Consider the following 26,407-nt stretch of genomic DNA (forward strand, 5'->3'; position numbering starts at 1 on the left):
GGGGGCGGCTTCCCCGCCGCCGCGGCGTAAACTATCAGGAACCCTGCCTGATAAATAGAACGGGTCGCAACCCGCTTACGCCGATCTGGAAGGATTCCTGGCATGCCCGCATCCCCGAGCACCGCCCGGGCCATCAACGACCGGCTCGCCCTGCGCCTCCTACAGGACGAGGGCCCGTTGACGGCAGGCCAGCTGAAGAACCTCACCGGACTCTCCCGGCCGACCGTCGCCGACCTCGTCGAGCGCCTTCAGGGCTCCGGCCTCGTGCATGTGGTGGGGGAGTCGGGTGCCGAGCGGCGCGGCCCCAACGCGCGGCTCTACGCGATCGTCGCCGACCGGGCACACCTGGCGGCCCTGGACGTGCGCACCGACAGCGTCTCGCTGGTCGTGGCCGACCTCGTTGGGCACACCCTCGCCGAGGCCACGCTGCCGATCGAGCCGGAGGCCGGGACGGGTCCCGCCGTCGAGCAGGCCGTGGCGCTCCTGGAGCGCACCGCGAAGGAGGCCGGCGCGGAGCGGCTGCACAGCGTCGGGGTCGGCGCTCCCGGGCTCATCGACCCGGCCAGCGGCGAACTGCGCGACACCAGCGGGCTGCCCGCCTGGCACCGCGAACTCGTCCGGGTCCTCGCCCGGCGGCTGCCCGCCGCCGTGCTCGTCGAGAACGAGACCAACCTGGCCGCCGTGGCCGAACAGCGGCTGGGCGCCGCCCGTGGTCAGGACACCTTCGTGCTCCTGTGGCTCGGGCAGGGCATCGGCTCGGCCCTCGTCCTGGACGGCAAGCTGCGCAGGGGCGCCTCGGGCGGCGCGGGCGAGATCGGATTCATGCCGGTACCGGGCACCAGTGGCCTGCCGTCCGCGACCGGCTGCGACGGCGGGTTCCACGAGCTGGTGCACGCGGGTGCGGTGGCGCGGCTCGCCGCCGGGTTCGGGCGGCCCGGCGGCGCGGAGGAGGCCGTCCGGGGCGCCGACGGGCCCTTCCTCGACGTGCTGGCTCAGCGGCTCGCCGTCGGCGCGGCGGGCGTGGTCGCGGTCCTCGACCCCGGGCTCATCGTGCTCGGCGGCGAACTGGGCCACGCCGGCGGCCCGTTGCTCGCCTCCCGCGTCCAGCGTGCCCTGGCCGCCCTGACCCCGCTCCCCACCGAGGTCAGGCCGAGCGCCCTGGGCGATGGCGCGGTCCTGGGCGGCGCGCTGCTGACCGCGCGGGATGCGGCCCAGGACGACCTCTTCGCGCCACATCCCTGACGTGGCAAGCGGACTGACGACACGTCATATCTGATGCGCCCTCATATGCCCGCACCCGACGGCGGCCAAGGGCCGGGAGACCGCCGCCGGGCGTTCGTGCGGGGAGCGGATCAGCAGGCGCCGAGGTCCTGCCACACTCCCCAGTCACCGGTAGTACCCGGTTCCTCGCCCTTCGTCCACCACTTGGACTTCCAGGTGTGGGACTTGTACGAGACGGTCGTGCCGCCGCCGTACGCGGAACCCGCCGACCAGACCGGCGCCGCGCAGGTGCCCCCCGGCGGCGTGGGTGACGGCGAGGGCCCGGTCGTGCCCGAGGGCGTCGGGGCGGGGGTCGGGGTCGGGGTGCCCGAGGGGGTCGGGGTGGGCGTCGAGGTGCCGGGGTCGCTCACGACCGCCCCCCGGGTGCGGTCGCCGGCCAGCGCATAGGTCTTGCCACCGAAGGTCACCGTCCAGTTCGAGGGGGTGGAAACCGGCAGGTAGTAGACGAAGTCGAGGGTGACCGAGGCGCCCGGTGCCAGCGACTGCCAGCTCGGCAGCTTCAGCGAGACGCGGTTGTAGTCGCCCTTGAGCCCGCCGATGTTGTTGGCCGCGGTGTGGTCGCTGCGCACGATCGTGGTGCCGAAGCCGGACTGGTCCTTGGCGTTGGCGGGGGCCGAAGTGCCGTAGTCGAACTGGAACTCCGTGCCGCCGGGCAGCGTCGCCGTGGTGTTGTTGGTGAGCGTTACCTTGGGGCTGATGGGGTAGTTGGAGTCGCCGAGCGGGAACTGCCCGAAGTCCACGCCGATGTTCAGCGCCTGGCTGGGCAGGGCGATCGTGGAGCGCTTGTTGCCGTACGGGGTGGCCGACTTGAACTTGTCGTACATCTCGCTCGTCAGGGTCGAGCCCTGCTCGTACTGGCCCTTGCCCGCGTTCCACTGGTAGTCGCCGGCCAGTTCCCAGACCATCGTGCCACCGATGCCCTTGTCCACGACGTAGTCGGCCTTGGCTCCCACCGACTGCTCGTCCTCGGTGGACAGGAAGACCTTCTTCTGGTCGTTCCACAGCCAGGGCGCCACCAGCGTGGAGTCGTAGTTGCGGACGTAGCTGCCGGTGAGCTTGGTGGCGGCAGGGAGGCCGTACTGGGTGACGTAGTCGCCGACGATCCCCTTCTCCAGGTTCTTGGCGTGCCACATCGGGTTGGAGCCCGCCGGGGCCTCCTTGCCGTTGGCGTCCAGGTCGTGCCAGAGGTTGTCGATGCCGACGGCGCCGTCACCGCAGGCCGTCAGGCCGGAACCGGCGGGACAGGTGGTCGAAGGCGCCTTGCCCCAGAGGCCGTTGGTGCCGCCCTGCACGTTCTGGAAGCCGCGCGTGTAGTACGGCAGGCCCATGTTGATGCGCCCGGCCGGCATGGAACCGCGGAAGTAGTGGTAGGCCCAGTCGGCGTTGAGATAGCCGATGCCGCCGTACTGGGACGTGGAGTAGACGCCGGCGGCCGCGAGTTCCGCGTCCTTGCCGTCGTCGAAGAGCGAGGCGTTGGGGCCGACGTACTGGTTCCAGGCGCCGTGCAGGTCGTAGGACATGATGTTGACGTAGTCCAGGTACTGCTGGACCTGGAAGGTCTCCATGCCGCGCAGCAGGTAGCCGGAGGACGGCGCGGCGACCGAGAGCAGATAGTGCTTCCCGTCGGCCGCCCCCGCGCGGTCGAGCTTCTCGCGCAGCGACTTCATCAGCGCCGCGTAGCCCTTGACGAGACCGGCCCGGCGGGCGTTGGAGATGCTCAGGTCGAGCGGGTTGCCCGCGTCCTTCATCGTCGTCGGGTACTCGTAGTCGATGTCGACGCCGTTGAAGCCGTACTTCTTGATGAAGGCGACCGCCGAGTCGGCGAAGGTGTCGACGCCGGCCTGGTTGACCGAGCCGTCCGCGTTGGTGGCCATCGCGTAGAAGCCGCCGGAGTCGACGCGCTTGCCGTCGTCGCCGAAGTAGCCGCCGGTCTCGGCCCAACCACCCACGGAAATCAGGGTCTTCACGTTGGGGTGCTGCTTCTTGAACTTGTTGAGCAGGTTGAAGTGGCCCTTGTAGGGGAGCGAGGGGTCCATCTCGGCGCCCGCGACGCCCGGCCAGGTCATCCCGGTCGCGGCGTTCTTGTCGCTGTCGGTGCCGACGGAGATCTTGTTGTCCGAACCGACGTGTGCGAAGGCGTAGTTGATGTGGGTGACCTTGTCCCACGGGATGTCGGAGGCGAGGTAGGCGGGCGTCCCGTCCTGGCCGGTGCGCCAGCCGGTGAAGTAGCCGATGACCCGGCGCTGGTGGTCGGCGCCCATCTTCTCGCGGCCGTCGGTGTCGTACACCGAGCAGTACGGGACGTCGACGCCCGGCGTCTTGTACAGGCCGTCGGGACGACAGGCCTCGTTGTCGACGGCGGCCTGCGAGACGCCGGTGGACAGCGCGCCGAACAGCAGCCCGGCGACCGCGGTGGCGGCCGTGAGCAGCGCGGTGCGTCTGCGGGTGGGGGAGAGCACGGGCAGTTCCTCCTGGGAGGTGGGCGGAACACAACGAACAAGGCGGTGGTCGTGCGCGGCCCCGGCGTGCGCACACCGGCGGGCCTCTCCTCGGAGGTGACGCAGAGATTAAAAGGACTAGACCAGTGCGTCAATAGGTATGGACCAAAGGCATACGCCGCTGCGCGCGTTCCGCCCGGCTCCCGGGCGGCCCCACTGGATTTCGGCCAATCTGTGAGCCAGGCCACATCTACTCACTCGCATGGCCTTCGGGCAGCCGTGGCACACTGGCCCTGTACCAGCAGCAGCGCACTCCGGGGTCGGTGCAATTCCGAACCGGCGGTTATAGTCCGCGACCCGTCCGCATCCAGCGGCCGGTTGACCAGGTGAAATTCCTGGACCGACGGTGAAAGTCCGGATGGGAGGCAGTGCGCGGCGGGCGGACCGTTGACCGGTCACGTCGGCCGTCTGTTACCGGTCGTCCACGTGGGCACCGGTCTCTTTCGGCCGTGGCGTGAGCTGTGCGCGATGGTCTTTTCCCGCTCTCTGTCGTCATCGACAGGCCCCGGAGTCCGTGCCCGAAGAGGCAGGAGGACCCGGTGGCACCCACAGCCGACGCGGCCGCCATGCGCCGAGCCGTCGAGCTCGCGGCGCGCGGACTCGGCTCCACCAGCCCCAACCCGGTCGTCGGATGCGTGATCACCGACGCCTCCGGCACGGTCGTGGGCGAGGGATACCACCGGCGGGCCGGCGGCCCGCACGCCGAGGTCCACGCCCTGCGGGACGCGGGCGAGAAGGCCCGTGGCGGCACCGCCTACGTCACCCTGGAACCCTGCAACCACACCGGCCGCACCGGGCCCTGCGCCCAGGCGCTCATCGAGGCCGGCGTCGCCCGTGTCCACTACGCGGTCGGCGACCCGAACCCGCAGGCCACCGGCGGGGCCGACACCCTGCGCGCGGCCGGCGTCCACGCCGAGCGGGGCCTGCTCGCCGAGGAGGCCGAGGCGGTCAACGCCGCCTGGCTCACCTCGATGCGGCTCGGCCGCCCGCACGTCACCTGGAAGTACGCGGCCACCCTCGACGGGCGCACCGCGGCCGAGGACGGCACCAGCCGCTGGATCACCTCCGCCGAGGCCCGCGCCGACGTCCACCGGCTGCGCGCCGAGTGCGACGCCGTGGTCGTGGGCTCCGGCACCGCTCGCACCGACGACCCGCACCTCGCCGTGCGCGGCATCGACGGAGCAACTCAGCCACTGCGCCTGGCAGTCGACACCGACGCCACCGCCGTCAAGCCCGGCGCCCGCATCCTCGACGACGCGGCGCCCACCCTGATCGCGGTCGCCGAGGACGTCGACGCGGCCCACCTGCCCGAGGCCGCCGTGCTGCGCCTCCCGCGCGCCGCGACCGGCCTGCACATCCCCGCACTGCTCGACGCCCTGCACACCCGGGGCGTGCGCTCGGTCCTCCTCGAAGGCGGCCCGACCCTGGCCGGCGCCTTCGTCGCCGCGGGCGCCGTCGACAAGGTCGTCGGCTACCTCGCACCCGCCCTGCTCGGCGCCGGACCCACCGCACTCGCCGGAGCGGGAATCACCACCATCGCCGACGCGTTGCGGCTCGACATCACCGAGGCCGTGCGCATCGGCCCCGACCTGCGCATCACTGCCACCCCTCTCGCCAAGGAGCGCTGAACGTGTTCACCGGAATCGTCGAAGAGCTGGGCGAGGTCGCCGCCATCGAGACCCTCGGTGACGCCTCCCGCTTCCGTCTGCGCGGCCCCCTCGTCACCGAAGGTGCCGGACACGGCGACTCCATCGCCGTCAACGGCGTCTGTCTGACGGTCGTGGAGTTCGGCGACGGCGAGTTCACCGCCGACGTGATGGACGAGACGCTCAAGCGCTCCAGCCTCGGCGCCCTGGAGGTCGGCTCCCGGGTCAACCTGGAGCGGCCCATGGCCGTCGGCGGCCGGCTCGGCGGGCACATCGTGCAGGGCCACGTCGACGGCACCGGCACGGTGCTCGCCCGCACGCCCTCGGAGAACTGGGAGATCGTCAAGATCGCCCTGCCCGCCGACCTCTCCCGCTATGTCGTCGAGAAGGGCTCGATCACCGTGGACGGCGTCAGCCTCACGGTCGTGGAGGCCGCCGCCGACTACTTCACCATCAGCCTCATCCCGACCACCCTCGCGCTGACCACGCTCGGCATCAAGCAGCCCGGCGACCCGGTCAACCTGGAGGTCGACGTCATCGCCAAGTACGTCGAGCGGCTGCTCGGCGCGAGCCACGGGGGGAACGACAAGTGAGCATGGTGAACTGGCTGAACGGCGAGGCCTTCACGGTCCTCGGTCAGCACATCAAGTGGTCGGACATGATCGGCAACACCATCGGCCTGATCGCCCTCGCGCTCGGCTGGCGCCGCTCCCTATGGACCTGGCCCGCCCAGTTCGTCTCGGGGCTGATCCTGTTCGTGGCGTTCGCCGCCGGGCACCTGTCCGGCAGCGCCGGCAAGCAGGTCGTGGTGATGGTCGTCGCGGCCGGCGGCTGGCTCGCCTGGAGCCGCCGGGGCCGGCAGCAGGCGCAGGACGGCTCCATCGCCGTACGGTTCGCGACCTGGCGCGAGCGGGCCTTCCTGCTCGGCGGCGCCGCCGTCGGCACGGTCGCCGTGGCGTGCCTGTTCACCGCCTACCCGGCGCTCTCCTGGGACCCGTGGCCCGACGCGTACGTCTTCGTCGGGACCGTCGTGGCGATGTTCGCCCAGGCCCGCGGCATGGTCGAGTTCTGGTTCGCCTGGCTGCTCGTCGACCTCGTCGGCGTCCCGCTCAACTTCGCCAACGGATACGCCTTCTCCGGCTTCGTCTACGTCATTTACGGCGCGCTCGTCCTGTGGGGCATGCGCGACTGGTGGCTGCGCTCGCGCACGAGCGTCAAGCCCGTCCTGGAAGGAGCGACGGCATGACCACGCACGCACCCACCTGGTACTCCACCGACAACCGCGAGGACCTCGCCCTCGACCCCGTCGAGCAGGCCATCCGCGACATCGCGGCGGGCCGGCCCGTGGTCGTCGTCGACGACGAGGACCGCGAGAACGAGGGCGACCTCGTCATCGCGGCCGAGAAGGCCACCCCCGAGATCGTCGCGTTCATGATGAGCGAGTGCCGCGGTCTGATCTGCGCGCCCATGGAGGGCGAGGACCTCGACCGGCTCGAACTGCCGCAGATGGTCGAGCACAACACCGAGTCGATGAAGACCGCCTTCACCGTCTCCGTGGACGCCACGGCCGCCCACGGCGTGAGCACCGGCATCTCCGCCGCCGACCGCGCCACCACCCTGCGCCTGCTCGCCGACGGCCGCTCCGCCTCCGGCGACTTCGTCCGCCCCGGCCACATCTTCCCGCTGCGCGCCAAGCCCGGCGGGGTGCTGGTCCGCAACGGCCACACCGAGGCCGCGGTCGACCTCGCCCGGCTCGCCGGGCTCGCCCCGGCCGGCGCCATCGTCGAGATCGCGGGCGAGGACGGCGTCATGCTGCGCCTGCCCGAGCTCGTCCCGTTCGCCCGCAAGCACGGCCTGACGATCATCTCCATCGAGGACCTGATCGCCTACCGCCGCTCCGCCGAGCCCACCGTGCGCCGCGAGGCCGAAGTCCATCTGCCCACCGTGGCGGGGGAGTTCACCGCCTACGGCTACCGCTCCACCGTCGACGGCGTGGAGCACGTCGCCCTGGTCCACGGCGAGATCGGCGACGGCGAGGACGTTCTGGTCCGGGTCCACTCCGAGTGCCTGACCGGCGACATCTTCCACTCCCTGCGCTGCGACTGCGGCCCCCAGCTCCAGGCCTCGATGGAGCGCATCACCGAGGCCGGGCGGGGCGTCGTGGTCTATCTGCGCGGGCACGAGGGCCGGGGCATCGGCCTGCTCTCCAAGCTCCGCGCGTACGAACTCCAGGAGCGCGGCCGCGACACCCTCGACGCCAACCTGGAGCTCGGCCTGCCCGCCGACGCCCGTGACTACGCGGCCGGCGCCCAGATCCTCACCGACCTCGGCGTGCACAGCCTGCGCCTGATGACCAACAACCCCGACAAGATCACCGCGCTCGTCCGGCACGGTCTGACGGTGTCGGGCCGCGAGCCCATGCCCGTCCAGGCGGGCGAGCACAACCTGCGGTATCTGCGCACCAAGCGGGATCGCATGGGGCACGACCTGCCGTGGCTCGACGGCGGCCCCGCGCCGATGTCGGCCTGCGGCAACCAGTAGGCAGGACGAGACACCGCACACCGGGAAACCACAGATTCCAGAACACCGCACATCCCAGAACACAGCACGTCCCAGAACACCTGAAGGAGAGCACGTGAGCGGCAAGGGCGCACCCGAACTGTCCGTACGCAACTGTGGAGACCTCCGTGTCGCCGTGGTCGCGGCACAGTGGCACGAGAAGGTGATGGACGGACTCGTCGACGGCGCCCTGCGCGCCCTGCACGAGCTCGGCATCGACGAGCCGACGCTGCTGCGCGTCCCCGGCAGCTTCGAACTGCCGGTGGTGGCCAAGGTGCTCGCGGGCCGCGGCTACGATGCCATCGTCGCGCTCGGCGTCGTCATCCGGGGCGGCACCCCGCACTTCGAGTACGTGTGCCAGGGTGTCACCAACGGCCTCACCCAGGTCACCGTGGACACCGGCGTACCCGTCGGATTCGGCGTGCTGACCTGCGACACCGAGGAGCAGGCCCTGGACCGGGCCGGCCTCGAAGGGTCGAACGAGGACAAGGGCCACGAAGCGGTCACCGCCGCCGTGGCCACCGCGGCCACGCTGCGCACGGTCAGCGAACCCTGGCGCTGAGCGACCGGACCCCACCCCTTACCCTAAGAAGCATCATGGCGAACAAACCCTCCAAGAGCTTCGAAGAGCTCTTCACCGAGCTCCAGCTCAAGGCCGCCAACGGCGACCCGTCCACCTCCCGCACCGCCGAGCTGGTGGACAAGGGCGTGCATGCCATCGGCAAGAAGGTCGTCGAGGAGGCCGCCGAAGTCTGGATGGCCGCCGAGTACGAGGGCAAGGAAGCCGCCGCCGAGGAGATCTCGCAGCTGCTGTACCACGTCCAGGTGATGATGGTCGCGCGCGGGATCTCCCTCGACGACGTCTACGCCCACCTCTGAGCACCCCTTCCCCCCTGGCACACCTCTCCGTACGAAAAGGAAGCTGACCTCATGCTGCGCATCGCCGTCCCCAACAAGGGTTCACTGTCCGGACCTGCGTCGGCGATGCTCCATGAGGCCGGCTACCGGATGCGCAAGGAGTCGAAGGAACTCGTCCTGGTCGACCCCGTCAACCAGGTCGAGTTCTTCTACCTGCGCCCCAAGGACATCGCGATCTACGTGTCCGCGGGCAAGCTCGACATCGGCATCACCGGCGAGGACCTGCTGATCGACTCCGGTGCCGACGCCGAGGTGATCCTGCCGCTCGGCTTCGCCCGCTCCACCTTCCGCTTCGCCGCCAAGCCCGGCACCGTCTCGGACATCAAGGACCTGGCGGGCAAGACGATCGCCACCTCCTACGAGGGCATCGTCGCCAAGCACCTCGCCGAAGCCGGCGTGGACGCCTCCGTGGTGCACCTCGACGGCGCCGTGGAGACCGCGATCGAGCTGGGCGTCGCCCAGGTCATCGCCGATGTCGTGGAGACCGGCACCTCGCTGCGCAACGCGGGCCTCGAAGTCTTCGGCGAGCCGATCATGAAGTCGGAGGCGGCCGTCATCCGCCGCACCGGAGCCGAGGACAACGCCAAGGTCCAGCAGTTCCTGCGCCGCCTCCAGGGCGTCCTGGTCGCCCGCAGCTACGTGATGATGGACTACGACTGCCGCGCCGAGCACCTGGAGCGGGCGGTCGCCCTCACCCCGGGCCTGGAGTCGCCCACGATCTCCCCGCTGCACAACGAGGGCTGGGTCGCCGTCCGCTCGATGGTCCCCGCCAAGGACTCCCAGCGGGTCATGGACGACCTGTACGAGCTGGGCGCCCGGGCCATCCTCACCACGGCCATCCACGCCTGCCGCCTCTGACCCGTGGACGGCGCCGGACGGCGCCGCCGACGACAGCGACGAAGACGACCGCGACGAAAGCGAACGACACCGTGTCCGCCCCCGTGCCCCAACCCCCCGTCCTGCCGGTCACGTTCAGGCCGACCGTGACCCGGGCCGTCCTGCTGATCAGCGCCGCCGCCATGTTCGTCGCCATGACGGTGATGTCGCTGCTCCTGGAGACCCTGAGCGGGGGCGAGCGGGGCAGCTTCATCCTGATGGCCGCCCTGTTCGCCGGGGTGCTCGTGCTGCTCAGCCGGCCGAAGGTGGTCGCCGACGACACGGGCGTCACCGTGGTCAACCTCACCGCGCGGCGCCGGCTCGCCTGGCCGGAGATCCTCCGGGTGAACCTGCGCCCCGGCGACCCCTGGGTCTTCCTCGACCTCTCCGACGGCACCAGCCTGCCCGCGCTCGGCATCCAGCCCGGCAGCGGCAAGGCCCGCGCGATCCGTGACGCCAGGGCGCTGCGCGCGCTCGCCGAGAGCCACGGCAGCCGCGGCACCGGACCCGATTCACCCGGCTCGGCTCACGACAACGGCTGAGCCCCTTGCCCCACCAGGCACCATCTTGATTACCCTGATGTCGGCGGCGCCAAGAGCGCCCCGCCCCGCACAAGGGCCGGCGCCATCGGCCGCGGGGCACCAGCGACCCGAGGAGTGACTCCCTCCAGCAATGGACGGATCGTCCGGTAGTACCTGCGCCGCCCCCTCCCCGGAGGCGGCGGCATGACCATCACACTCGTGCTGCTCTTCGCGGCATTCCTTCTGATCCTCGCCAACGGCTTCTTCGTCGCCGCCGAGTTCGGCCTGGTCACCGTCGACCGGCCGGACGCCGAACGGGCGGCGGCCGAGGGCGACCGCAGGGCCCGCACCGTGGTGCGCGCCCTGCGCGAGCTGTCCTTCCAGCTCTCCGGCACCCAGCTCGGCATCACCATCACCTCGCTCGTGGTCGGCATGCTGGCCGAGCCGGCGCTCGCCGACCTGCTCGACGGGCCGATCGGCGCCACCGGGCTCCCGGCCGGCGCGGTCTCCGGCATCAGCGTCGTACTCGGCATGCTGCTCGCGGCAGCCGTGCAGATGGTGATCGGCGAACTCGTGCCGAAGAACTGGGCGGTCTCCAAGCCGCTCCAGGTGGCCCGTTTCGTGGCCGGGCCGCAGGACCGCTTCTCGCGGCTCTTCCGCCCGCTCATCGCGCTGCTCAACACCGTCGCCAACCGCCTGGTGCGGGCGCTCGGGGTGGAGCCCGCCGACGAGCTGGCCTCGGCCCGCACACCCGGCGAGCTCGTCTCCCTGGTGCGGCACTCGGCCCGGGCCGGCGCCCTGGAACAGGACACCGCCGACCTCTTCGTACGGACCCTCTCGCTCGGCCACCTCACGGCCGAGAACGTGATGACCCCGCGCGTCAAGGTCAGCGCCCTGCAAACCACCGCCACCGCCGCCGACGTCCTCAACCTCACGCGCGCCACCGGCCTCTCGCGCTTCCCGGTCTACCGGGAGCGCATCGACGAGATCGTCGGCATGGTCCACCTCAAGGACGCGCTCGCGGTGCGGCCCCCCGAGCGGCTGCGCACCGCGGTCGGCCTGATCGCGGTGCCGCCGCTGCTCGTCCCGGAGACGCTGCCCGTGCAGCAGCTCCTGGAGCGGCTGCGCAGCGAACAGCCGATAGCCGTCGTCGTGGACGAATACGGCGGCACGGCCGGCGTCGTCACCCTGGAGGACATCGTCGAGGAGCTCGTCGGCGAGGTCCGTGACGAGCACGACGGCGCGGACGCCGGCCGGCCCGAGCTCGCCGTGGTGGCGGGCGAGGACGGCAGGCCCGCCTGGGAGGCCGACGGCAGCTGCCGGGTCCTCTCGCTCGGCCGGATAGGCCTGGAGGCGCCCGAGGGCCCCTACGAGACCGTCGCGGGCCTGGTCGCCGACCTCCTCGGCCGCATCCCGGTCCCCGGCGACCGGGTCGAGCTGCCCGGCTGGCGGATCCAGGTCCGCCGGGTCGAGCGGTACCGCGCCGAGCGGGTCCGCTTCGTGCGGACGGCCGAGGCACCGTTGGCGGAGGCGGTCCGATGAGCCTGCTCCAACTCCTGTTCGCGCTGCTGCTCGTGCTCGCCAACGGATTCTTCGTCGGCGCCGAGTTCGCGCTCGTGTCCGTGCGCCGCAGCCAGATCGAACCGCTGGCCGCCTCCTCCGCGCGGGCCCGCCAGGTGCTGCACGGCCTGGAGAACCTGCCGCAGATGATGGCCGCGGCCCAATTCGGCATCACCGTCTGCTCGTTGACGCTCGGCGCGGTCGCGGAGCCGACCGTGGCCCGGCTCCTGGAGCCCGTCTTCCAGGCGGCCCGGCTGCCCGAGGGCCTGATCCATCCGCTGGGCTATGTGATCGCGCTCGCCCTGGTGGTCTCGCTGCACCTCGTCATCGGCGAGATGGTCCCGAAGAACATGGCGATGGCCGCGCCCGAGCGGACCGCGCTCTGGTTCAGCCCGGGCCTGGTCGCCTTCGCCCGGGTCTGCAAGCCCGTGACGATCACGCTCGGCGCCTGCGCGCGGCTCATCCTGAAGCTGTTCCGGGTCGAGCCGAAGGACGAGGTGGAGGCCGTCTTCACCAGCGTCCAGCTCGGCCGCCTCGTCGAGGACTCCGGCCAGGCCGGGCTCCTGGAGCCCGAGGCCCAGGAACGCCTGGAGGACGCCCTGGAGCTGGGCAGCCGCCCGGTCACCGACGTCCTGCTCGACCGGGCCTCCCTGGTCACGGTCGGCTGCTCGGTGACGCCCCGGGAGCTGGAGGAGCTGACGGTACGCACCGGATACTCCCGCTTCCCGGTGTGTGCCGAGGGCGGCGCCTTCATGGGCTTCCTGCACGTCAAGGACGTCCTCGACGTGGAGGAGCAGGGGCGCGCGGTGCCCCAGCAGCTGTGGCGGCCGCTCGCCACCCTGCGGGCCGAACTGCCCCTGGACGACGCCCTCACGGTGATGCGCCGCGCGGCCACCCACCTCGCCCTCGTCACGGACGGCTCCGGGCGGGTGCTCGGTCTGGTCGCCCTGGAGGACGTACTGGAGAAGCTGGTGGGCGAGGTCCGCGACCCGGCCCACCGCGAGGAACCGGCCCCGCTGGCCCGGCTCGCCGAGCCGCGCGGCGAACAGGCACAGCAGGCGCTGGCCGGATAGCTAGAGCGGCTCCTGGGGGTCGCGGCGCGCGGGGCCGCGACCCGACAGGACCTCCCCGTACGCCTGCATCAGATCGGGCAGCCGCAGGGTGGAGAGGTCGTCGCGGGTCGGGGTCGTCGGGTACATCGACAGCCTCAGGTCCCGGTAGGCGCAGCTCTTCTCGTACAGGGTGCGCAGGAATCGGCCGTTGCCCAGCTCGTCGATCCAGCCCTGGTCGACGACGTGCCCGCTGATCGAGCGCAGCTCGTCCAGGGCCTCCTCGTCCCACGCGTCCCCGTTCTCGCCGGCCAGCACCTCGCCGATCGACGTCAGTTCCAGGGGGCGGTAGGAGGGGAAGTCGACGCGGCTGGTGAAGCGCGAGGACAGGCCCGGGTTGGTGGCGAGGAGGCGGTCCATGCCCTCGGGGTAGCCGGCGAGGATGACCACGAGGTGGTCGCGGTTGTCCTCGGCGCGCTTGAGCAGCACCTGGAGCGCCTCGTCGCCGTACGCGTCGCCCTTGCTGTAACCGGAGTTGGCGAGCGAGTACGCCTCGTCCACGAAGAGCACGCCGCCGAGCGCCGAGTCGATCAGCTCGTTGGCCTTGACGGCCGTCTGGCCGAGGAACTCGCCCACCAGATCGGCCCGTTGGGCCTCCACCAGGTGGTCGCCGCCGAGCAGCCCGAGCGCGTAGAAGACCCGGCCCAGGATGCGGGCGACGGTGGTCTTACCGGTGCCGGAGGGGCCCGAGAAGACAAAGTGACGTTTCGGCGGCTGGACCGGAAGGCCCTGACTCGCCCTGAGCCGCGCCATGTTGAGCTGCGCGGACAGCGCCTTGACCTGACGCTTGACCGGTTCGAGCCCCACCATCCGCTCCAGCTCCGCCAGCGCCTCGGCGAGCAGAGCGGGATCGGTGGGCCCGGCCGGGAACTGCGGGGGCGCGGGCTGCGCGGGAACGCCGGGCTTGTCCCGGACGCCGTCGCGCACCACCCCCGCGGGGCCGGCGAGCGGCGCCTGCGCCTCACCGCCGAGCCGCAGCTCACGGCCCTCGGGGGCGTCGAGCCCGAGCGCGGAGTCCGCCTCCGCCTCCACGGTGTCGCCGAAGCCGGACAGGGCGACCGCGGCGAGGTCGGGGGACTCGTCGGCGCCCTCGTACCCGTCGTTCTCGGTGATCGCGGTCAGCCGGGCCGCGGTGTCCATGAACGCCGGGTCGACGCGGTGCACGGCCCGGTACAGGGGCAGGGCCGCCGCCGAGCGCCCGGTGCCCTCGTGGGCGCGGGCCAGCCAGTAGCGCAGCTCCTTGCGCTGGGGCTGTTCACTGCGGCAGCGCATCAGTGCGGCCGAAAGCAGCGGCTCGGCCTGCCCGAACATCTCCAGGCGGACCCGGGCCATCCCGCCGAACAGGCCGGCCTCGATGCCGAGCAGCGGGTCGTCGACCAACGGCTCGGTGTGGCGCACCAGTTGGTCCCAGTCCTTGACCAGATAGGCGCGGCAGGCATGCAGGAAGCGGACCTGGGGATCGGCGTCCACGGGCGGCAGACCCGCCAACGCCCGGTCCAGCTCGGGGACATGGCGTCCGTCCAGCCAGTGCGAGGCGTGCGCGAGCAGCAGATCGCGCGGGCTCTCCAGCACCGGCTGGACCCACCAGCCCAGCCAGTACCAGGAGTTGAGGGTCCTGCGGTGACCGGCGCGCTGTTCGCCGAAGCGTTCGCGATGGCGGTACATGCGCAGCAGCGCGGTCGTGGTGTCCACGCGCAGGGCGTGCAGTCCGAGCCAGCCGTCCGCCATCGCGGGGTCGAGCCGCACCGCGGTGCGGAACTCCTCCTCGGCCTGCGGGTACGCGCCCATGGTGTACGCGTCCACCCCGCGCAGCCAGGCCAGATCGGCCGGGGCGTGTACGCCCGGAGTGCCGAAGTCCATCACGTCCCCCACCACCGTGCCCCGTGCTGAACCGCCCATTCGCACAACGGAATTGACGGGAGTTGACCGCACCGATGTGCATCGTACCTGCGGGAAGGCCCGCTGCCGAAGGGGGCGGGAGGGGAGCTCGCATGGTGACCCAGGGTGAGTGAAACGCCCTGTGCGGCGGGCTCGAAAGGGAGGAGAGGGCAGAACGAAGCCCCCGATCACGGGGGAACAACCGGGGGCTTCGCGTCCGCGGCGGCTCCGAAAAGCCGCACATTGAGAACGTAAGACCTGTATGGCCCCTGGGTCAAGCGGAGTTGAAGCACTCCGGGGGCTGTTTTGCGACTGTTCCGTGCGGTGGGGTGAACTCGTCACGTTCGGTGAGCGAATGGCTCGTACGGGCAGCCGAATCGAGTCCCGGCAGCCACTCGTACCCCTTCCGCACCTGCCGTACCAACGCATCCGCGAAGGGTCTCGACGGGTCCTCGGCGAAATGGCGCATCTCCGCCTCCGTCCAGTCGTCCCAGAAGGCGGAAAGTCCGATTCCGTCGCGCTGGCGGCCCCGCGCCCAGGAGGCCGGCGCGGCCAGTTCCATCCAGACGAGCAGCGCGAGCCGGGGCCGCAGCGCCCGCCGGCCGGCCCCGACGCCCTCGATGATCACCACTGGCGCGGGCTCCAGGGAGCGCGGGGCCCCGAACCGCCGCAGCTGCCAGTCGTACGGCTCGTACCGGGCCCGCTCGCCGTGCGCGAACGGATCGAGCACCTGGCGGCCCAGCCGGTCCGGCCAGCCGAAGAACTCCTCGTGCGTGGCCAGATCGTCCAGGTGCAGCACCGGCACCCCGCCCAGCGCCCCGGCGAGGCGGTCCGCGAACGTGGACTTGCCGGAGCCCGCGTGCCCGTCCACCCCGACCAGCCGTACCGGGCCGCAGGACGGGGGCAACTCCCTTGCCAACGCGGCCAGTTCGGCCACGGCGGGGCCAGTGGGTGGCGTACTCGTCATCGCGTCCTGCCTGGGTGGTGCCGGGGCGGGCCCGGACCGGCGTGCTGCCGGGCGGACTCCGGGGGGAGATGCTTCGACCGTACCCGGTGCGGGGGAGCGGGGCGCGCGGGTGGCGACCTGGGGGCGGCCACCCGCCGGCGGAGAGCCGCCCAGCTCATGCCAGTGGTGGAGACCAATACGTCCAGACCAATATTGGCCCCGTGGCACGCGCCGAAGCACTGGCCGAAGGGGCCCCCGACCCGCAATAGTTGGCCCGCTGTCGTGTGCACTCGCCACCCCATCCGTGACCGACCGGGGGTCCTCACCGTGACAAGCCCCACCTCCCGCAGAACCGTCCTCGCCGCGGCCGTCGCCGTCGCGGCCGGCGCCGTGACCGCGTCCGCGGGCCCGGCGGCCGCGTCCGGCGGCGCCGCCCGACCGAAGCAGGGCCGGCCGCTCGTGGACAACCAGGCCTGGACCTCCCACGCCGACTGGCGCTCCGGCACCGCCCACGGGGTGCGTGCCGAGACCGGCCGGCGCCCCGGCATCGTCATCGCGCGCCCGGCCGGGACCAGCTCCTACACCGACCCGCACACCCAGCGGACCGCCACCTGGGAGTACGCGAGCTGGACCTCGCCGGTGCACCGCTCCACCGTGCCCGCGACCGAGTCCGTCGCCCACTGGAACGCCCACACTCCGCCCGGCACCTGGATCCAGGTCGAGCTGCTCGGCACCTACACCGACGGCACCGCCACACCGGCGTACGTGATGGGCCGCTGGACGGCCGGCGACGGAGACACGGACATCCGCCGCACCTCCGTCGACGGCCAGGGCGACGGGAAGAGCTCCATCTCGACCGACACCTTCGCCATCGACACCCCGGCGAGCGGCCTGCGCCTGGCCTCCTACCGGCTGCGGGTCACCCTCTACCGCCCGCCGGGCAGCCGGCTCACGCCGACCGTGTGGCGGCTCGGCGCGATGGCGTCGGACATCCCGGACCGGTTCACCGTGGACGCCTCGACGCCGGGCCACGCGGGCGAGCTGGCGGTGCCGAGCTACTCGCAGGAGATCCACAAGGGCCAGTACCCGCAGTACGACAACGGCGGCGAGGCCTGGTGCAGCCCCACCTCCTCGCAGATGATCATCGAGCACTGGGGGCGCCGGCCGAGCGCGGCCGACCTCGCCTGGGTGGACCCGTCCTATGCCGATCCCCAGGTGTGCCACGCGGCCCGTCAGACCTACGACTACCAGTACCAGGGCTGCGGCAACTGGCCCTTCAACGCCGCCTACGCCGCCACCTACCGGGACCTGAGCGCGGTGGTCACCCGGCTGCGCTCGCTGAACGACGTGGAGACGCTGGTCCGCGCCGGCATCCCGGCCATAACGTCCCAGTCGTTCCTCGCGACCGAACTGACCGGCGCGGGCTACGGGACCTCGGGGCACCTGATGACCGTGATCGGCTTCACCGCCGACGGCGACGTCATCGCCCACGACCCGGCGTCGCCCGATGACGCGGCCGTACGGCGCGTCTACAAACGGCGCGAATTCGAGAACATCTGGCTGCGGACCAAGCGCTACAACGCGAGCGGAAACGTGTCCTCCGGCACAGGTGGCATCTGCTACCTGTACTGGCCCGCATCCCCGACGGCCGGTCAGCGCAAGGCCCTGGCGGCCGTCGGCATCCGCTGAGCGGGCCTTGGCGCCCCGGGGTCAGTGACGAACGTCTCTACCCCGGGGCGCCGGTCCGCTGGCACTGTGGACGGGTCACCGGGGGGACCGTGCACCGCCACACGACCGAGTGAGTTGCCATGACCCTGCCTGCCACCACCCTCGACGATCCCCGAGCCCTGGCCGAGCTGCGCGCCCGCACCGGTGGCCCCAAGGACACCGGCCCCAAGGTCCTCGAACACATCCTGGGCTGGACCCTCGTGGTGGTCATCGCCATGCTGGTCACACAGACGGGCCTGCTGTAGCGGGGAGCCGCCGCGGCTAGGTGGTGAGCTCCAGGTCGAGGTCGGCCTTCCAGTGCCGCCCCGGGACGCCGACCAGGCCGTAGAGGAACCGCACCGGTGAGCGCCGGGCCAGCAGGGCGAGGCCCGCCAGTACGGCGAAGAGCAGCAGCCCCAGCGGCCATCCGAGCAGCCGCACCAGCCCGCTCGCGACCACGGCTCCGACGAACGGCAGCCCGTACGCCCCGGCCGCGGCGACGGCCACCGCGAGCACCCGGGGCACCTTGCGGTCCTCGTCGGCGCCCGGCAGCTCCCAGCCCTCCATCAGCCAGCCGATCTCCGTGATCAGCATCGTGCCGATCACGGCGGCTCCGAGGACGAGCAGCGCGAGGAACGTCCCGGACGTCAGGAAGTGCAGCAGGTTGTTGATCACGCTGTCCTTCGGCCAGTCCCGCAGCGCCGTCCGGTCCGTGGTGAGCAGCCGGCGGTAGCCGGTACCGTCCCAGCCGTGGATCAGCGTCCCGAACAGCAGGAAGTGCCCGCCCACACTCTGCAGGTAGGCCCAGTACCCGGCGCCCACGAGCACCAGCGACTGCGCCACGAGGAAGCCGAGCAGCGCCGCGACGACCGTACCGCCCGCGTAGCAGAGCACGAACCCGGCCCAGATCCCGCCGTGGCCGCCGGCCACCTGCATGGTCGCCCACGACGGGTACTGCCACAGCATGAACAGGCCGGTGGGGACCAGGAGTACGGCCGCGAAGAGCGCGGTCAGCATCAGATACGGATTGGCCGCGCGGCTGCGGGTGCGTACTCCTTCCTCGTACACCGACCGCTGCCACCACTGGAGTTGACGGGCCGCCGAGAGGGCGAAGGTCGCGCCGGTGGCGTACGCCCAGAAGAGCGCCGCCTGGATCTGGATCACGATGCCCCCAGGGTCAGGCCGTTGGCGACGATCGAGTCCGAGGTGACCAGGGCCTGTTCGGCCGTCACATCGGTCATGAAGACGAACGGCGGCACGATCGGCGGCACCGGCAGCGTGTTGGGGTCGAAGGTGACGCAGATCAGCCCTTCGAGACAGCCGCTGAACTTGGAGAGGTAGAGCGTCACCTTGCCGCTCAGGTCCAACGAGCTTGCGCCCAGGGCGAGTTCGTCGTGCCCGTCGCGGGTGTTGAGGCGGTAGTCGGTGAGCGAGGCCGAGGTCATCCGCAGGACCATCACCTTGAGGGGGCCGTGCGCGGTCGGCACGGTCGTCACCCCGGCGAGCAGGAAGCCGTGCGGCGAGAAGCGGGTCGTGGTGACCGTCGGCGGCACCGCCGGGGCGGTGATCCGCCCGGCCTGCGGGACCGCTTCCGGACGCCCGCCGAGCGTGAGGAGCAGGGCGGCCGGCAGGGCCGCCGCGAGCGTGCGCTGGGTGCGGACGTTGGGGACCCGCGCGCCCGGCTGCTCCTTCGGCGTCCAGCCGAAGCCCATCGCGCTGCCCGTGATGCCGAGCGCCATCCCGATCAGGAATCCGCCCAGATTGGTCGCCGCGAACGAGAGCACCGACAGGATCAGCGCGTTGATGGACACATAGTGCCGGGTGTGCGGCAGGAGCCAGAGGAAGAGCCCGGCGGCGACGAGCGCGAGCCCGATGCCGATCGCCGCGATACCGCCGAGCCCCAGGCTGACCAGGATGGTCAGCGGCGACAGCGGCACCACGAGCAGCTCGACACCGCCGAGCAGGAGGAAGAGCCCCGCCCAGAACGGCCGGGTCCGCCGCCAGCCGCGCAGCACCCGGCGGGCCTCGGGCAGCGGGAGCCGCTCGTCGAGCCAGGGGTACCGCACCCGCTGGGGACCTCCGCCCGGCGCGGGCCCGCTCCACGGGGAGCGTCCCCCGTCCTCGGTGCGGGACCCCGTCCCCTCGCCGACTCGGGGTCCCGCGGCCCGGCCGGTGCGGGCGCCGGGCGCGAACCCCGCACCCTTGCCCGGGGCGCCGGCGGCGCCCGGCCGCGGGCCGCCCTGGACCCGGACCGGCGGCCGGGGCGTGGGGGTGGTCGCGCCGGTGCGGGGGAGCCGGAGCAGCCCGAGTCGTCTCAGAAGCACTTCTTGCCGCCGATGCTCACATCGACCTTCATCCCCTTCAGCCGGAAGTTGCCGCCGGTCGCCGACCAGGCGTGCGACCTCACACCGTTCACCTCGATGTCCCCGGCCTGGAGTCCGAACTTGCCCGCCTGGCCCTGAACTCCCTTGACCGCGTCCAAAGTTGAGGCGTCCCGGCCGATCTCCGCGGTGCCGAACCGGGCGTCGCCGACCAGGTCCTCGCCGTCGATGACCAGATTGCTTGCGGTCACCTGGCCCGCGTCGCCGCCCGCCGTCAGCTTGAACACCACCGTGCCCACCGGGGTGCTCACCTCGGCGGCCTGGCAGATGTCGCTGAGCGTGGCGTCCCCGATGCCGAGCAGCGCCACCGGGTGGCCCTTGCCGTCGACGGACCGGTCGGTCTGCACGTACGAGGAGAGCCCCGAGCTGGTCAGCTTCCCCGAGGAGACCTGAAAACTGGTCCCGGAGACCGCGAAGGACGCCGCGAGCGCGCCCTCCGCCATCACGTTGGCCATGATCCCGACCGCGACCACCGCGGGCAGGGCGATGACCGCCGTCTTCTTCCAGGCTGTTCTGCCTTCGGCCAACGGCCGTCCGGCTGCGCTCACTTGATCCTCCCGTACGATCCGGCGAACCCTCGAAGGGCGGTGCTGGGGGAGTGCGAATGCAGGTCTGCCATACTGCGGGCATCCTGTGGCAGTTGGAGACTAGGGCCGAATTTGAATAATAGTCAACAGGGCGGTGCGACCGAGAGATCCCAGGTCCGTCGCTCCGAACTCATCGCAACTGGCCGGAAGTTGTTCGCCGACACCTCCTACGACGCGCTGTCGATGGACGACATCGCCAAGCAGGCCGGGGTGGCCAAGGGGCTGATCTACTACTACTTCAAGTCCAAACGCGGCTACTACCTGGCCATCGTCGAGGACTCCGTCGCCGACCTCGTGTCCCGCGCGGGCAGTGACACCGACCTGCCGCGCGCCGAGCGGGTCCACCGCACCATCGACGGCTACCTGCGCTACGCCGAGCACCACCAGGCGGCGTACCGGACGATCGTGACGGGCGGGGTCGGCTTCGACACCCAGGTGCAGGCCATCCGGGACGCGGTGCGCGAGGAACTCGTCGCCACCCTCGCCGAGGGCGCCTACGGCACCCGGGAGATCCCGGTCCTGGCCCGGCTCGCGCTGCTCGGCTGGCTGGGGAGCGTGGAGAGCGTCACCCTGGACTGGCTCGGCGACCTGGAGCCGCCCCGCGACACCGTGCGCGAGCTGCTCGTGCGGATGCTGCGGCGCACCCTGGACACCATCGAGGAGTTCGAGCCGTCCTGCCCCTCGCCGGAACCGCCCCGACCTCCCGAGCTCCCCGCACCGTCGTAGCCGCCGGGGCCGCCGGGGCCGCCCCGGGCATGACGAAGGGGCGGGTGGCCGCCGCGGCCCCGCCCCTTCGACCCAACTCCCGTACTAGCTGATGGACTTGATGAGCTCACCGTTGGTGGTGTCGCCGCTCAGCTCCCACAGGAAGGTCCCGCCGAGACCCTGGTTGTTCTTGTAGGTCATCTTCCCGGCGATGGTGGACGGGGTGTCGTAGCTCCACCAGTTGTTGCCGCAGTACGCGTACGCCGTGCCCGCGACCGTGCCGTTGGCGGGGCACTTGGTCTTGAGCACCTTGTAGTCCTCGATGCCCTGCTCGTACGTGCCGGCCGCCGGGCCCGTGGCGGTGCCGCCGGGGGCCTTCTGTGTGACGCCGGTCCAGCCGCGCCCGTAGAAGCCGATCCCGAGCAGCAGCTTGCTCGACGGGATGCCGAGGCCCTTCAGCTTCGTGATCGCCGCGTCGGTGTTGAAGCCCTGTGTGGGGATGCCGCTGTAGGAGGTCAGCGGGGAGTGCGGGGCGGTCGGGCCCTGGGCGGCCCAGGCGCCGAAGAAGTCGTACGTCATCGGGTTGAACCAGTCGACGTAACTCGCCGCGCCCGCGTAGTCGGTGGCGTCCATCTTGCCGTTCGCCGAGGCGTCGGCGGTGATGGCGGCGGTGACCAGGCTGGAGCCGCCGAACTTCGAACGCAGCGCCGCCAGAAGGTTCTTGAAGGCCTCGCGCCCGCTGGTGTCGCAGGACAGGCCGCAGGCGTTGGGGTACTCCCAGTCGATGTCGATGCCGTCGAAGACATCGGCCCAGCGCGGGTCCTTGACCAGGCTGTAGCAGGAGGAGGCGAACGCGGCCGGGTTCTTCGCGGCCTCGGCGAAGCCGCCCGACCAGGTCCAACCGCCGAACGACCAGAGGACCTTGAGACCGGGGTGCTTCTTCTTGAGCTCGCGCAGCTGGTTGATGCTGCCGGCGACCGGCTGGTCCCACTTGTCGGCGGTGCCGTCCACGCTGGAGGCGGCGTCGTACGTCTTCTGGTAGTCGGCGTAGGCGTCGCCGATGGCGCACTTGCCGCCGGTGACATTGCCGAACGCGTAGTTGATGTGGGTCAGCTTCGCGGCCGAGCCGGAGGTCTCGATGTTCTTGACGTGGTAATTGCGCTGGTAGACGCCCCAGTCGGTGAAGTATCCGACCACCTTGGAGCCGGCCGCGGCGGCCTGCGGGGCCGGGGCCCGCTCGGGGGCGGCGGTGGCGCTGCCCGCGCCGGCGAGCAGGGTGACACCGAGGGCGGCGGTACACGCGGCCGCGATCAGGGGCTTGAACCTGGGGCGTGGGGGACGGGGTCCGGGCATCGTGATCTCCTCGTGGGGAGGGGAGCGTGGGGGACGCGCACAGGTGCTGTGGGGGATGCTTTGACATGAACGCACTAAGGCGTCGAAGGGAACGCTAGAAGGACTAGACCAGTGCGGTCAATGGTTCGGACCAATTCCGGAGTGCTCAATTCCAGCACCGGTGGGTGCGGCCGTCCCCGGGAAGTCGTGATCTTGGAACCAGTGACGGGACGCGTCCGATCGGGCATACTCACAGCGCCACGGCCGCCCGCCTGCTACTTCCGTGACCCGGGAGGGAAGGTAACGGCCGTAGAGCAGAGTCACCGGCGGCGCCGCCACACCCTGCGCGTGCGTCCGCCGTAGCGCCCGACAGGGAGGAGAGCGCGCCATGCCCGACCGTGCCCCACAGCCGGTGGAACGACAGCTGCCCACCGAAGAGGCCCGGGACCTCGTCGCGCTGGTGCGCGACATCGTCCAGCGGGAGATCGCGCCTCGGGCCGCCGAGCAGGAGGACGCCGGGCACTTCCCGCGCGAGATCTTCACCCTGCTCTCCGAATCCGGCCTCCTCGGCCTGCCGTACGACTCGGACTTCGGCGGCGGCGACCAGCCGTACGAGGTCTACCTCCAGGTGCTCGAAGAGCTGGCCGCGGCCCGCCTCACGGTCGGCCTCGGCGTGAGCGTCCACTCGCTGGCCTGCCACGGCCTCGCGGGCTACGGAACCAAGGAGCAGCAGTCCGAGCACCTGCCGGCCATGCTCGGCGGCGGCCTGCTCGGCGCGTACTGCCTCTCCGAGCCGGCGTCGGGCTCGGACGCGGCGTCGCTGCGCACCAAGGCGGTGCGCGACGGCGAGGACTGGGTCATCACCGGCACCAAGGCGTGGATCACCCACGGCGGGGTCGCGGACTTCTACACGGTCCTCGCCCGTACCGGTGGCGAAGGCGCCCGCGGCATCACGGCGTTCCTCGTTCCGGGCGACGCGGCGGGCCTGAGCCCCGCCGCCCCCGAGAAGAAGATGGGCATGAAGGGTTCGCCCACCGCCCAACTCCACTTCGACGGCGTACGCGTCCCCGACGCGCGCCGTATCGGCGAGGAGGGCCAGGGCTTCGCGATCGCCCTGTCCGCGCTCGACTCGGGCCGGCTCGGCATCGCCGCCTGCGCGATCGGCGTCGCCCAGGCCGCGCTCGACGAGGCCCTCGACTACGCCACCGGGCGGCGGCAGTTCGGCCGCCCCATCGCCGACTTCCAGGGCCTGCGCTTCATGCTGGCGGACATGGCGACCCAGATCGAGGCGGGCCGCGCGCTGTACCTGGCCGCCGCCCGGCTGCGCGACGCGGGCCGCCCCTTCTCGCGCCAGGCCGCGATGGCGAAGCTGTTCTGTACGGACGCGGCGATGAAGGTGACCACGGACGCGGTCCAGGTCCTTGGCGGATACGGCTACACGTCCGACTTCCCGGTCGAGCGCTTCATGCGCGAGGCGAAGGTGCTTCAGATCGTCGAGGGCACGAACCAGATCCAGCGGATGGTCATCGCCCGCCACCTCGCGGGTCCGGAGACCCGCTGACCGAGTGCCCCGGCCACACCGGGGCGGCCGCGATCCGGACCCACTCCTGATCCCGCCGCCCCGGCAGGGTCCGGCCGCGGCTCGCCCAATGCCGCAGCAGGGCCTGGTAGATGGGTGGGTCGGCGGCCGGTGCGGGGGTGGCTCCGCCGCCACTCGTCACGAGCCTTCGCCGGCCTCGGCCGGGGGCGTTCGAATACAGCGCACTCATAGCCTGGCCAACGGGACGCGCCGAGCGGGGGTCACCCCCATGCGAATTCGCCCGTCCGTACGACGCCCTCCGGCGCCCGGCGCCGGTCTTTGGCCCTTGCCCGCCTGCCGTGCCCCTTGGCTCGTCTGCCCCGGCCCTTGACCCGCCTGCCTGCCTGCCCTGCTATCGGCCCAGCCGCCTTGGCCCGCTTGCCCTGACCCTTGGCCCGCCTGCGTAGGCCCTGCTACCGGCCCAGCCACCTTGGCCCGGGGGCCGTGCGCGCGGGCGCCCACCCTCCGGCGGGGGGAGAGGGAGATGCGGAGCCGGATACGCCGGGTGGGAGTTCGGGTGCGGATCGTGGGGGCTGGTCGCGCAGTTCCCCGCGCCCCCCGACCTCGTTTTCGTCCGCGGGCCGTGGTCGCTTCTCGCGCAGTTCCTCGCGCCCCTGAACACGCCTTCGTGTGCGAGCCGCGCCCGCTTCTTGCGCAGTTCTGCGCGCCCCCAACACCCCGTTTTTGTCTGCGGGCCGTGGGGGCTGTTCGCGCAGTTCCTCGCGCCCCTGAACACGCCTTCGTGTGCGAGCCGTGCCCGCTTCTTGCGCAGTTCTGCGCGCCCCCAACACCCCGTTTTTGTCTGCGGGCGCCGTGGGGCTGGTCGCGCAGTTCTCCGCGCCCCCAAATACCTCGGTGCTGGCCCGCATCGGGCACTTCAGCTCGGGCGGCTGATCCGTGCGGGCCGGCGTAGGCGTCTTCGGCCCGTCATGGGCCCCCTGGCCCTTAGGCCTCGGGGGAGTTTGAGGACGAGTGCCGTTCAGGCGTGAACGGGGTCTGGGGCGGAGCCCCAGGGGCCGAACCCTTCAACCCGCTGCACGGGATGGGGGTCCCCCCTGCTCATTAAGAGCTTGGGGGAGGGTGGGCAACCGCCCGGGGGTAGCCAAACCGGGGGTCCGCCGCCCAGGGTATGGCGGGAGCCAAAGAGCTGACGTACCGTCAGATGCCCCCGGACGCATGGAGGTTGCCGATGCCCCAGACCCGCCCCGCCCCCCTCGACGAGTACCCCATCCACCAGGCCCCCCTCTCGATGCGCCACGTCGCGACGGGCGACCGCAACGCCTACGACCGCTGCATCTTCCACGTCTTCGATCACCAGGGCCGAGCCCTGCTGATCGCGGGCCTCGGGGTCTACCCGAACACGGGGGTGATCGACGCCTACGCCACCCTCCGCGTGGGCGACCGACTGCACGCCGTGCGCGCCTCGGACGCCCTCACCGACGACCGTATGAACCTGGCCGTCGGCCCCCTGCGGATCACCGTTGACATCCCGCTGCGCCGCCTCGCACTCCACTGCGCTCCCGATCCGGACGACCCGAGTTCGCTCTCGTACGACATTGTCTGGAACGCGGACTTCCCCGCCCTGTGGGAACCCCATCACGTGCAGCGCAGCGGTGGCCGGCTGACGCTGGAGGGGCGGCGGTTCGTGCAGGCGGGCCACTGCACCGGGGTCATCCGGGTGGGCGGCGAGGAGATACCCGTCACGGCGGGGGAGTGGACCGGGACGCGCGACCGCAGTTGGGGTGTGCGGCCGATCCCCGGCGAGGAGGCCGGGCGCGGCGCCGAGTACCGGCCCGAGGGCTTCCACTGGCTGTGGGTGCCGGCCCGCTTCGACGACCGGTTCGTCATGGTCATCGCCCAGGAGGACGCCGACGGCTACCGCACGCTCAACGAGGCCGCGCTGGTGCGCGACGGGCAGCCGGACGCCCAACTCGGCTGGCCCCAGGCCGACATCACGTATCGCTCCGGCACCCGGCACCCCGAACGTGCCGTCATCCACCTCACCGACCAGTCCCGCAAACCCCTCGAACTCGGCGTCGAGATCCTCGCCTCCTCACCGCTCGCGGTCGGCGCCGGATACCCGCCCGCCGACGGCTGGCAGCATGGCACCTGGCAGGGCCGCGACTGGATCGACCGGCAGGTCTACGACCTGTCCGACCCGGCCGCCCACCCGATGGCCGCCTACGGCGTCACCGACCACGCGGCCCGCTTCACCCTGGACGGGCGGACCGGCTACGGCATCTTCGAGCACGGCAGCTTCGGCCGCCACGACCCCAGCGGCTTCACGGACTACTCCTCCGTAGCCCCCTGACCCAGCCGCGTAC

General features: G+C 71.7%; 23 protein-coding genes and 1 riboswitch. Of the genes, 16 read left to right on the forward strand and 7 right to left on the reverse strand.

Going from position 1 to position 26,407, the window contains the following annotated elements; genetic code table 11:
- Positions 1–102 precede the first annotated feature (102 nt).
- Entirely contained in the window at positions 103–1,242 is a 1,140-nt protein-coding gene (locus CG740_RS24185; protein WP_100577326.1) for an ROK family transcriptional regulator, read from the forward strand.
- A 110-nt stretch (positions 1,243–1,352) separates the two neighbouring features.
- On the opposite strand, the gene CG740_RS24190 is transcribed toward CG740_RS24185, so the two are convergent.
- The gene (locus CG740_RS24190; RefSeq protein WP_100577327.1) at positions 1,353–3,740 is read right to left on the reverse strand and encodes a chitinase C-terminal domain-containing protein; all 2,388 of its coding nucleotides are present in this window, start codon (positions 3,738–3,740) and stop codon (positions 1,353–1,355) included.
- Between the two features lie 284 nt (positions 3,741–4,024).
- A riboswitch (FMN riboswitch) is annotated at positions 4,025–4,155 on the forward strand.
- Between the two features lie 190 nt (positions 4,156–4,345).
- Here CG740_RS24190 and ribD point away from each other — a divergent pair.
- The 10 genes from ribD (at position 4,346) to CG740_RS24240 (ending at position 12,932) form a co-directional block, all read left to right on the forward strand.
- Positions 4,346–5,407 carry a bifunctional diaminohydroxyphosphoribosylaminopyrimidine deaminase/5-amino-6-(5-phosphoribosylamino)uracil reductase RibD gene (gene ribD / locus CG740_RS24195; RefSeq protein WP_199846556.1) on the forward strand — a complete coding sequence of 354 codons (1,062 nt, stop codon included), beginning with the start codon at positions 4,346–4,348 and terminating at the stop codon, positions 5,405–5,407.
- A 2-nt stretch (positions 5,408–5,409) separates the two neighbouring features.
- A complete protein-coding gene (locus tag CG740_RS24200) occupies positions 5,410–6,018 on the forward strand; it encodes a riboflavin synthase (protein WP_100577329.1) in 609 nt (202 codons plus the stop codon).
- 5 nt (positions 6,019–6,023) lie between these two features.
- Positions 6,024–6,671: a nicotinamide riboside transporter PnuC gene (gene pnuC / locus CG740_RS24205; protein ID WP_100577422.1), complete on the forward strand. Its 648-nt coding sequence runs from the start codon at positions 6,024–6,026 to the stop codon at positions 6,669–6,671.
- The gene (locus CG740_RS24210; RefSeq protein ID WP_100577330.1) at positions 6,668–7,966 is read left to right on the forward strand and encodes a bifunctional 3,4-dihydroxy-2-butanone-4-phosphate synthase/GTP cyclohydrolase II; all 1,299 of its coding nucleotides are present in this window, start codon (positions 6,668–6,670) and stop codon (positions 7,964–7,966) included. Before pnuC ends, CG740_RS24210 begins: the two co-directional genes overlap by 4 nt.
- Before the next feature lie 94 nt (positions 7,967–8,060).
- Positions 8,061–8,546 carry a 6,7-dimethyl-8-ribityllumazine synthase gene (gene ribH / locus CG740_RS24215; RefSeq protein WP_100577331.1) on the forward strand — a complete coding sequence of 162 codons (486 nt, stop codon included), beginning with the start codon at positions 8,061–8,063 and terminating at the stop codon, positions 8,544–8,546.
- Positions 8,547–8,581: 35 nt separating this feature from the next.
- On the forward strand, positions 8,582–8,863 hold the full coding sequence (locus CG740_RS24220) for a phosphoribosyl-ATP diphosphatase (protein WP_100577332.1): 282 nt from the start codon (positions 8,582–8,584) through the stop codon (positions 8,861–8,863).
- A gap of 51 nt (positions 8,864–8,914) precedes the next feature.
- Positions 8,915–9,760 carry an ATP phosphoribosyltransferase gene (hisG, locus tag CG740_RS24225; protein ID WP_100577333.1) on the forward strand — a complete coding sequence of 282 codons (846 nt, stop codon included), beginning with the start codon at positions 8,915–8,917 and terminating at the stop codon, positions 9,758–9,760.
- Between the two features lie 71 nt (positions 9,761–9,831).
- The gene (locus tag CG740_RS24230; protein ID WP_100577334.1) at positions 9,832–10,320 is read left to right on the forward strand and encodes a PH domain-containing protein; all 489 of its coding nucleotides are present in this window, start codon (positions 9,832–9,834) and stop codon (positions 10,318–10,320) included.
- A 183-nt stretch (positions 10,321–10,503) separates the two neighbouring features.
- A complete protein-coding gene (locus CG740_RS24235; protein WP_100577335.1) occupies positions 10,504–11,841 on the forward strand; it encodes a hemolysin family protein in 1,338 nt (445 codons plus the stop codon).
- The gene (locus CG740_RS24240) at positions 11,838–12,932 is read left to right on the forward strand and encodes a hemolysin family protein (RefSeq protein WP_100577336.1); all 1,095 of its coding nucleotides are present in this window, start codon (positions 11,838–11,840) and stop codon (positions 12,930–12,932) included. Before CG740_RS24235 ends, CG740_RS24240 begins: the two co-directional genes overlap by 4 nt.
- Here the strand turns inward: CG740_RS24240 and CG740_RS24245 are convergent, their stop codons facing one another.
- Together CG740_RS24245 and CG740_RS24250 are read right to left on the reverse strand one after the other, a co-directional pair.
- A complete protein-coding gene (locus CG740_RS24245; protein WP_100577337.1) occupies positions 12,933–14,828 on the reverse strand; it encodes an AAA family ATPase in 1,896 nt (631 codons plus the stop codon).
- Positions 14,829–15,120: 292 nt separating this feature from the next.
- Positions 15,121–15,813: a uridine kinase family protein gene (locus CG740_RS24250; RefSeq protein WP_100577338.1), complete on the reverse strand. Its 693-nt coding sequence runs from the start codon at positions 15,811–15,813 to the stop codon at positions 15,121–15,123.
- A 306-nt stretch (positions 15,814–16,119) separates the two neighbouring features.
- On the opposite strand from CG740_RS24250, the gene CG740_RS24255 reads away from it, so the two are divergent.
- Together CG740_RS24255 and CG740_RS39465 are read left to right on the forward strand one after the other, a co-directional pair.
- Entirely contained in the window at positions 16,120–17,481 is a 1,362-nt protein-coding gene (locus CG740_RS24255; protein WP_234376448.1) for a peptidase C39 family protein, read from the forward strand.
- A gap of 119 nt (positions 17,482–17,600) precedes the next feature.
- Positions 17,601–17,765 carry an SCO1431 family membrane protein gene (locus CG740_RS39465; protein ID WP_107488372.1) on the forward strand — a complete coding sequence of 55 codons (165 nt, stop codon included), beginning with the start codon at positions 17,601–17,603 and terminating at the stop codon, positions 17,763–17,765.
- Between the two features lie 16 nt (positions 17,766–17,781).
- Here CG740_RS39465 and CG740_RS24260 read toward each other — a convergent pair whose 3' ends face one another.
- From CG740_RS24260 to CG740_RS24270, 3 genes are read right to left on the reverse strand one after another with little or no spacing between them, the layout of a single operon-like run.
- Complete coding sequence (locus CG740_RS24260; protein ID WP_100577340.1) at positions 17,782–18,663, reverse strand: hypothetical protein; 882 nt, start codon at positions 18,661–18,663, stop codon at positions 17,782–17,784.
- Positions 18,660–19,823: a DUF6114 domain-containing protein gene (locus CG740_RS24265; protein ID WP_234376449.1), complete on the reverse strand. Its 1,164-nt coding sequence runs from the start codon at positions 19,821–19,823 to the stop codon at positions 18,660–18,662. Before CG740_RS24265 ends, CG740_RS24260 begins: the two co-directional genes overlap by 4 nt.
- The gene (locus CG740_RS24270) at positions 19,814–20,428 is read right to left on the reverse strand and encodes a DUF6230 family protein (RefSeq protein WP_100577341.1); all 615 of its coding nucleotides are present in this window, start codon (positions 20,426–20,428) and stop codon (positions 19,814–19,816) included. The genes CG740_RS24265 and CG740_RS24270 overlap by 10 nt, the downstream gene beginning before the upstream one ends.
- 111 nt (positions 20,429–20,539) lie before the next feature.
- On the opposite strand from CG740_RS24270, the gene CG740_RS24275 reads away from it, so the two are divergent.
- Positions 20,540–21,193, forward strand: coding sequence for a TetR/AcrR family transcriptional regulator (locus CG740_RS24275; protein ID WP_100577342.1), 654 nt, complete (start codon positions 20,540–20,542; stop codon positions 21,191–21,193).
- Positions 21,194–21,277: 84 nt separating this feature from the next.
- On the opposite strand, the gene CG740_RS24280 is transcribed toward CG740_RS24275, so the two are convergent.
- Positions 21,278–22,525 (reverse strand): glycoside hydrolase family 18 protein, encoded by a 1,248-nt coding sequence (locus CG740_RS24280; RefSeq protein WP_100577343.1) that lies wholly within the window; start codon positions 22,523–22,525, stop codon positions 21,278–21,280.
- Positions 22,526–22,892: 367 nt separating this feature from the next.
- Between CG740_RS24280 and CG740_RS24285 the strand changes: the two genes are divergently transcribed.
- Both CG740_RS24285 and CG740_RS24295 read left to right on the forward strand, forming a co-directional pair.
- The gene (locus tag CG740_RS24285; protein WP_100577344.1) at positions 22,893–24,065 is read left to right on the forward strand and encodes an acyl-CoA dehydrogenase family protein; all 1,173 of its coding nucleotides are present in this window, start codon (positions 22,893–22,895) and stop codon (positions 24,063–24,065) included.
- A gap of 1,207 nt (positions 24,066–25,272) precedes the next feature.
- The gene (locus CG740_RS24295; protein WP_100577346.1) at positions 25,273–26,394 is read left to right on the forward strand and encodes a hypothetical protein; all 1,122 of its coding nucleotides are present in this window, start codon (positions 25,273–25,275) and stop codon (positions 26,392–26,394) included.
- The last annotated feature ends 13 nt before the right edge of the window (positions 26,395–26,407 follow it).

The sequence above is a fragment of the Streptomyces sp. CB01201 genome (assembly GCF_002803085.1).
GTDB lineage: Bacteria > Actinomycetota > Actinomycetes > Streptomycetales > Streptomycetaceae > Streptomyces > Streptomyces hundungensis.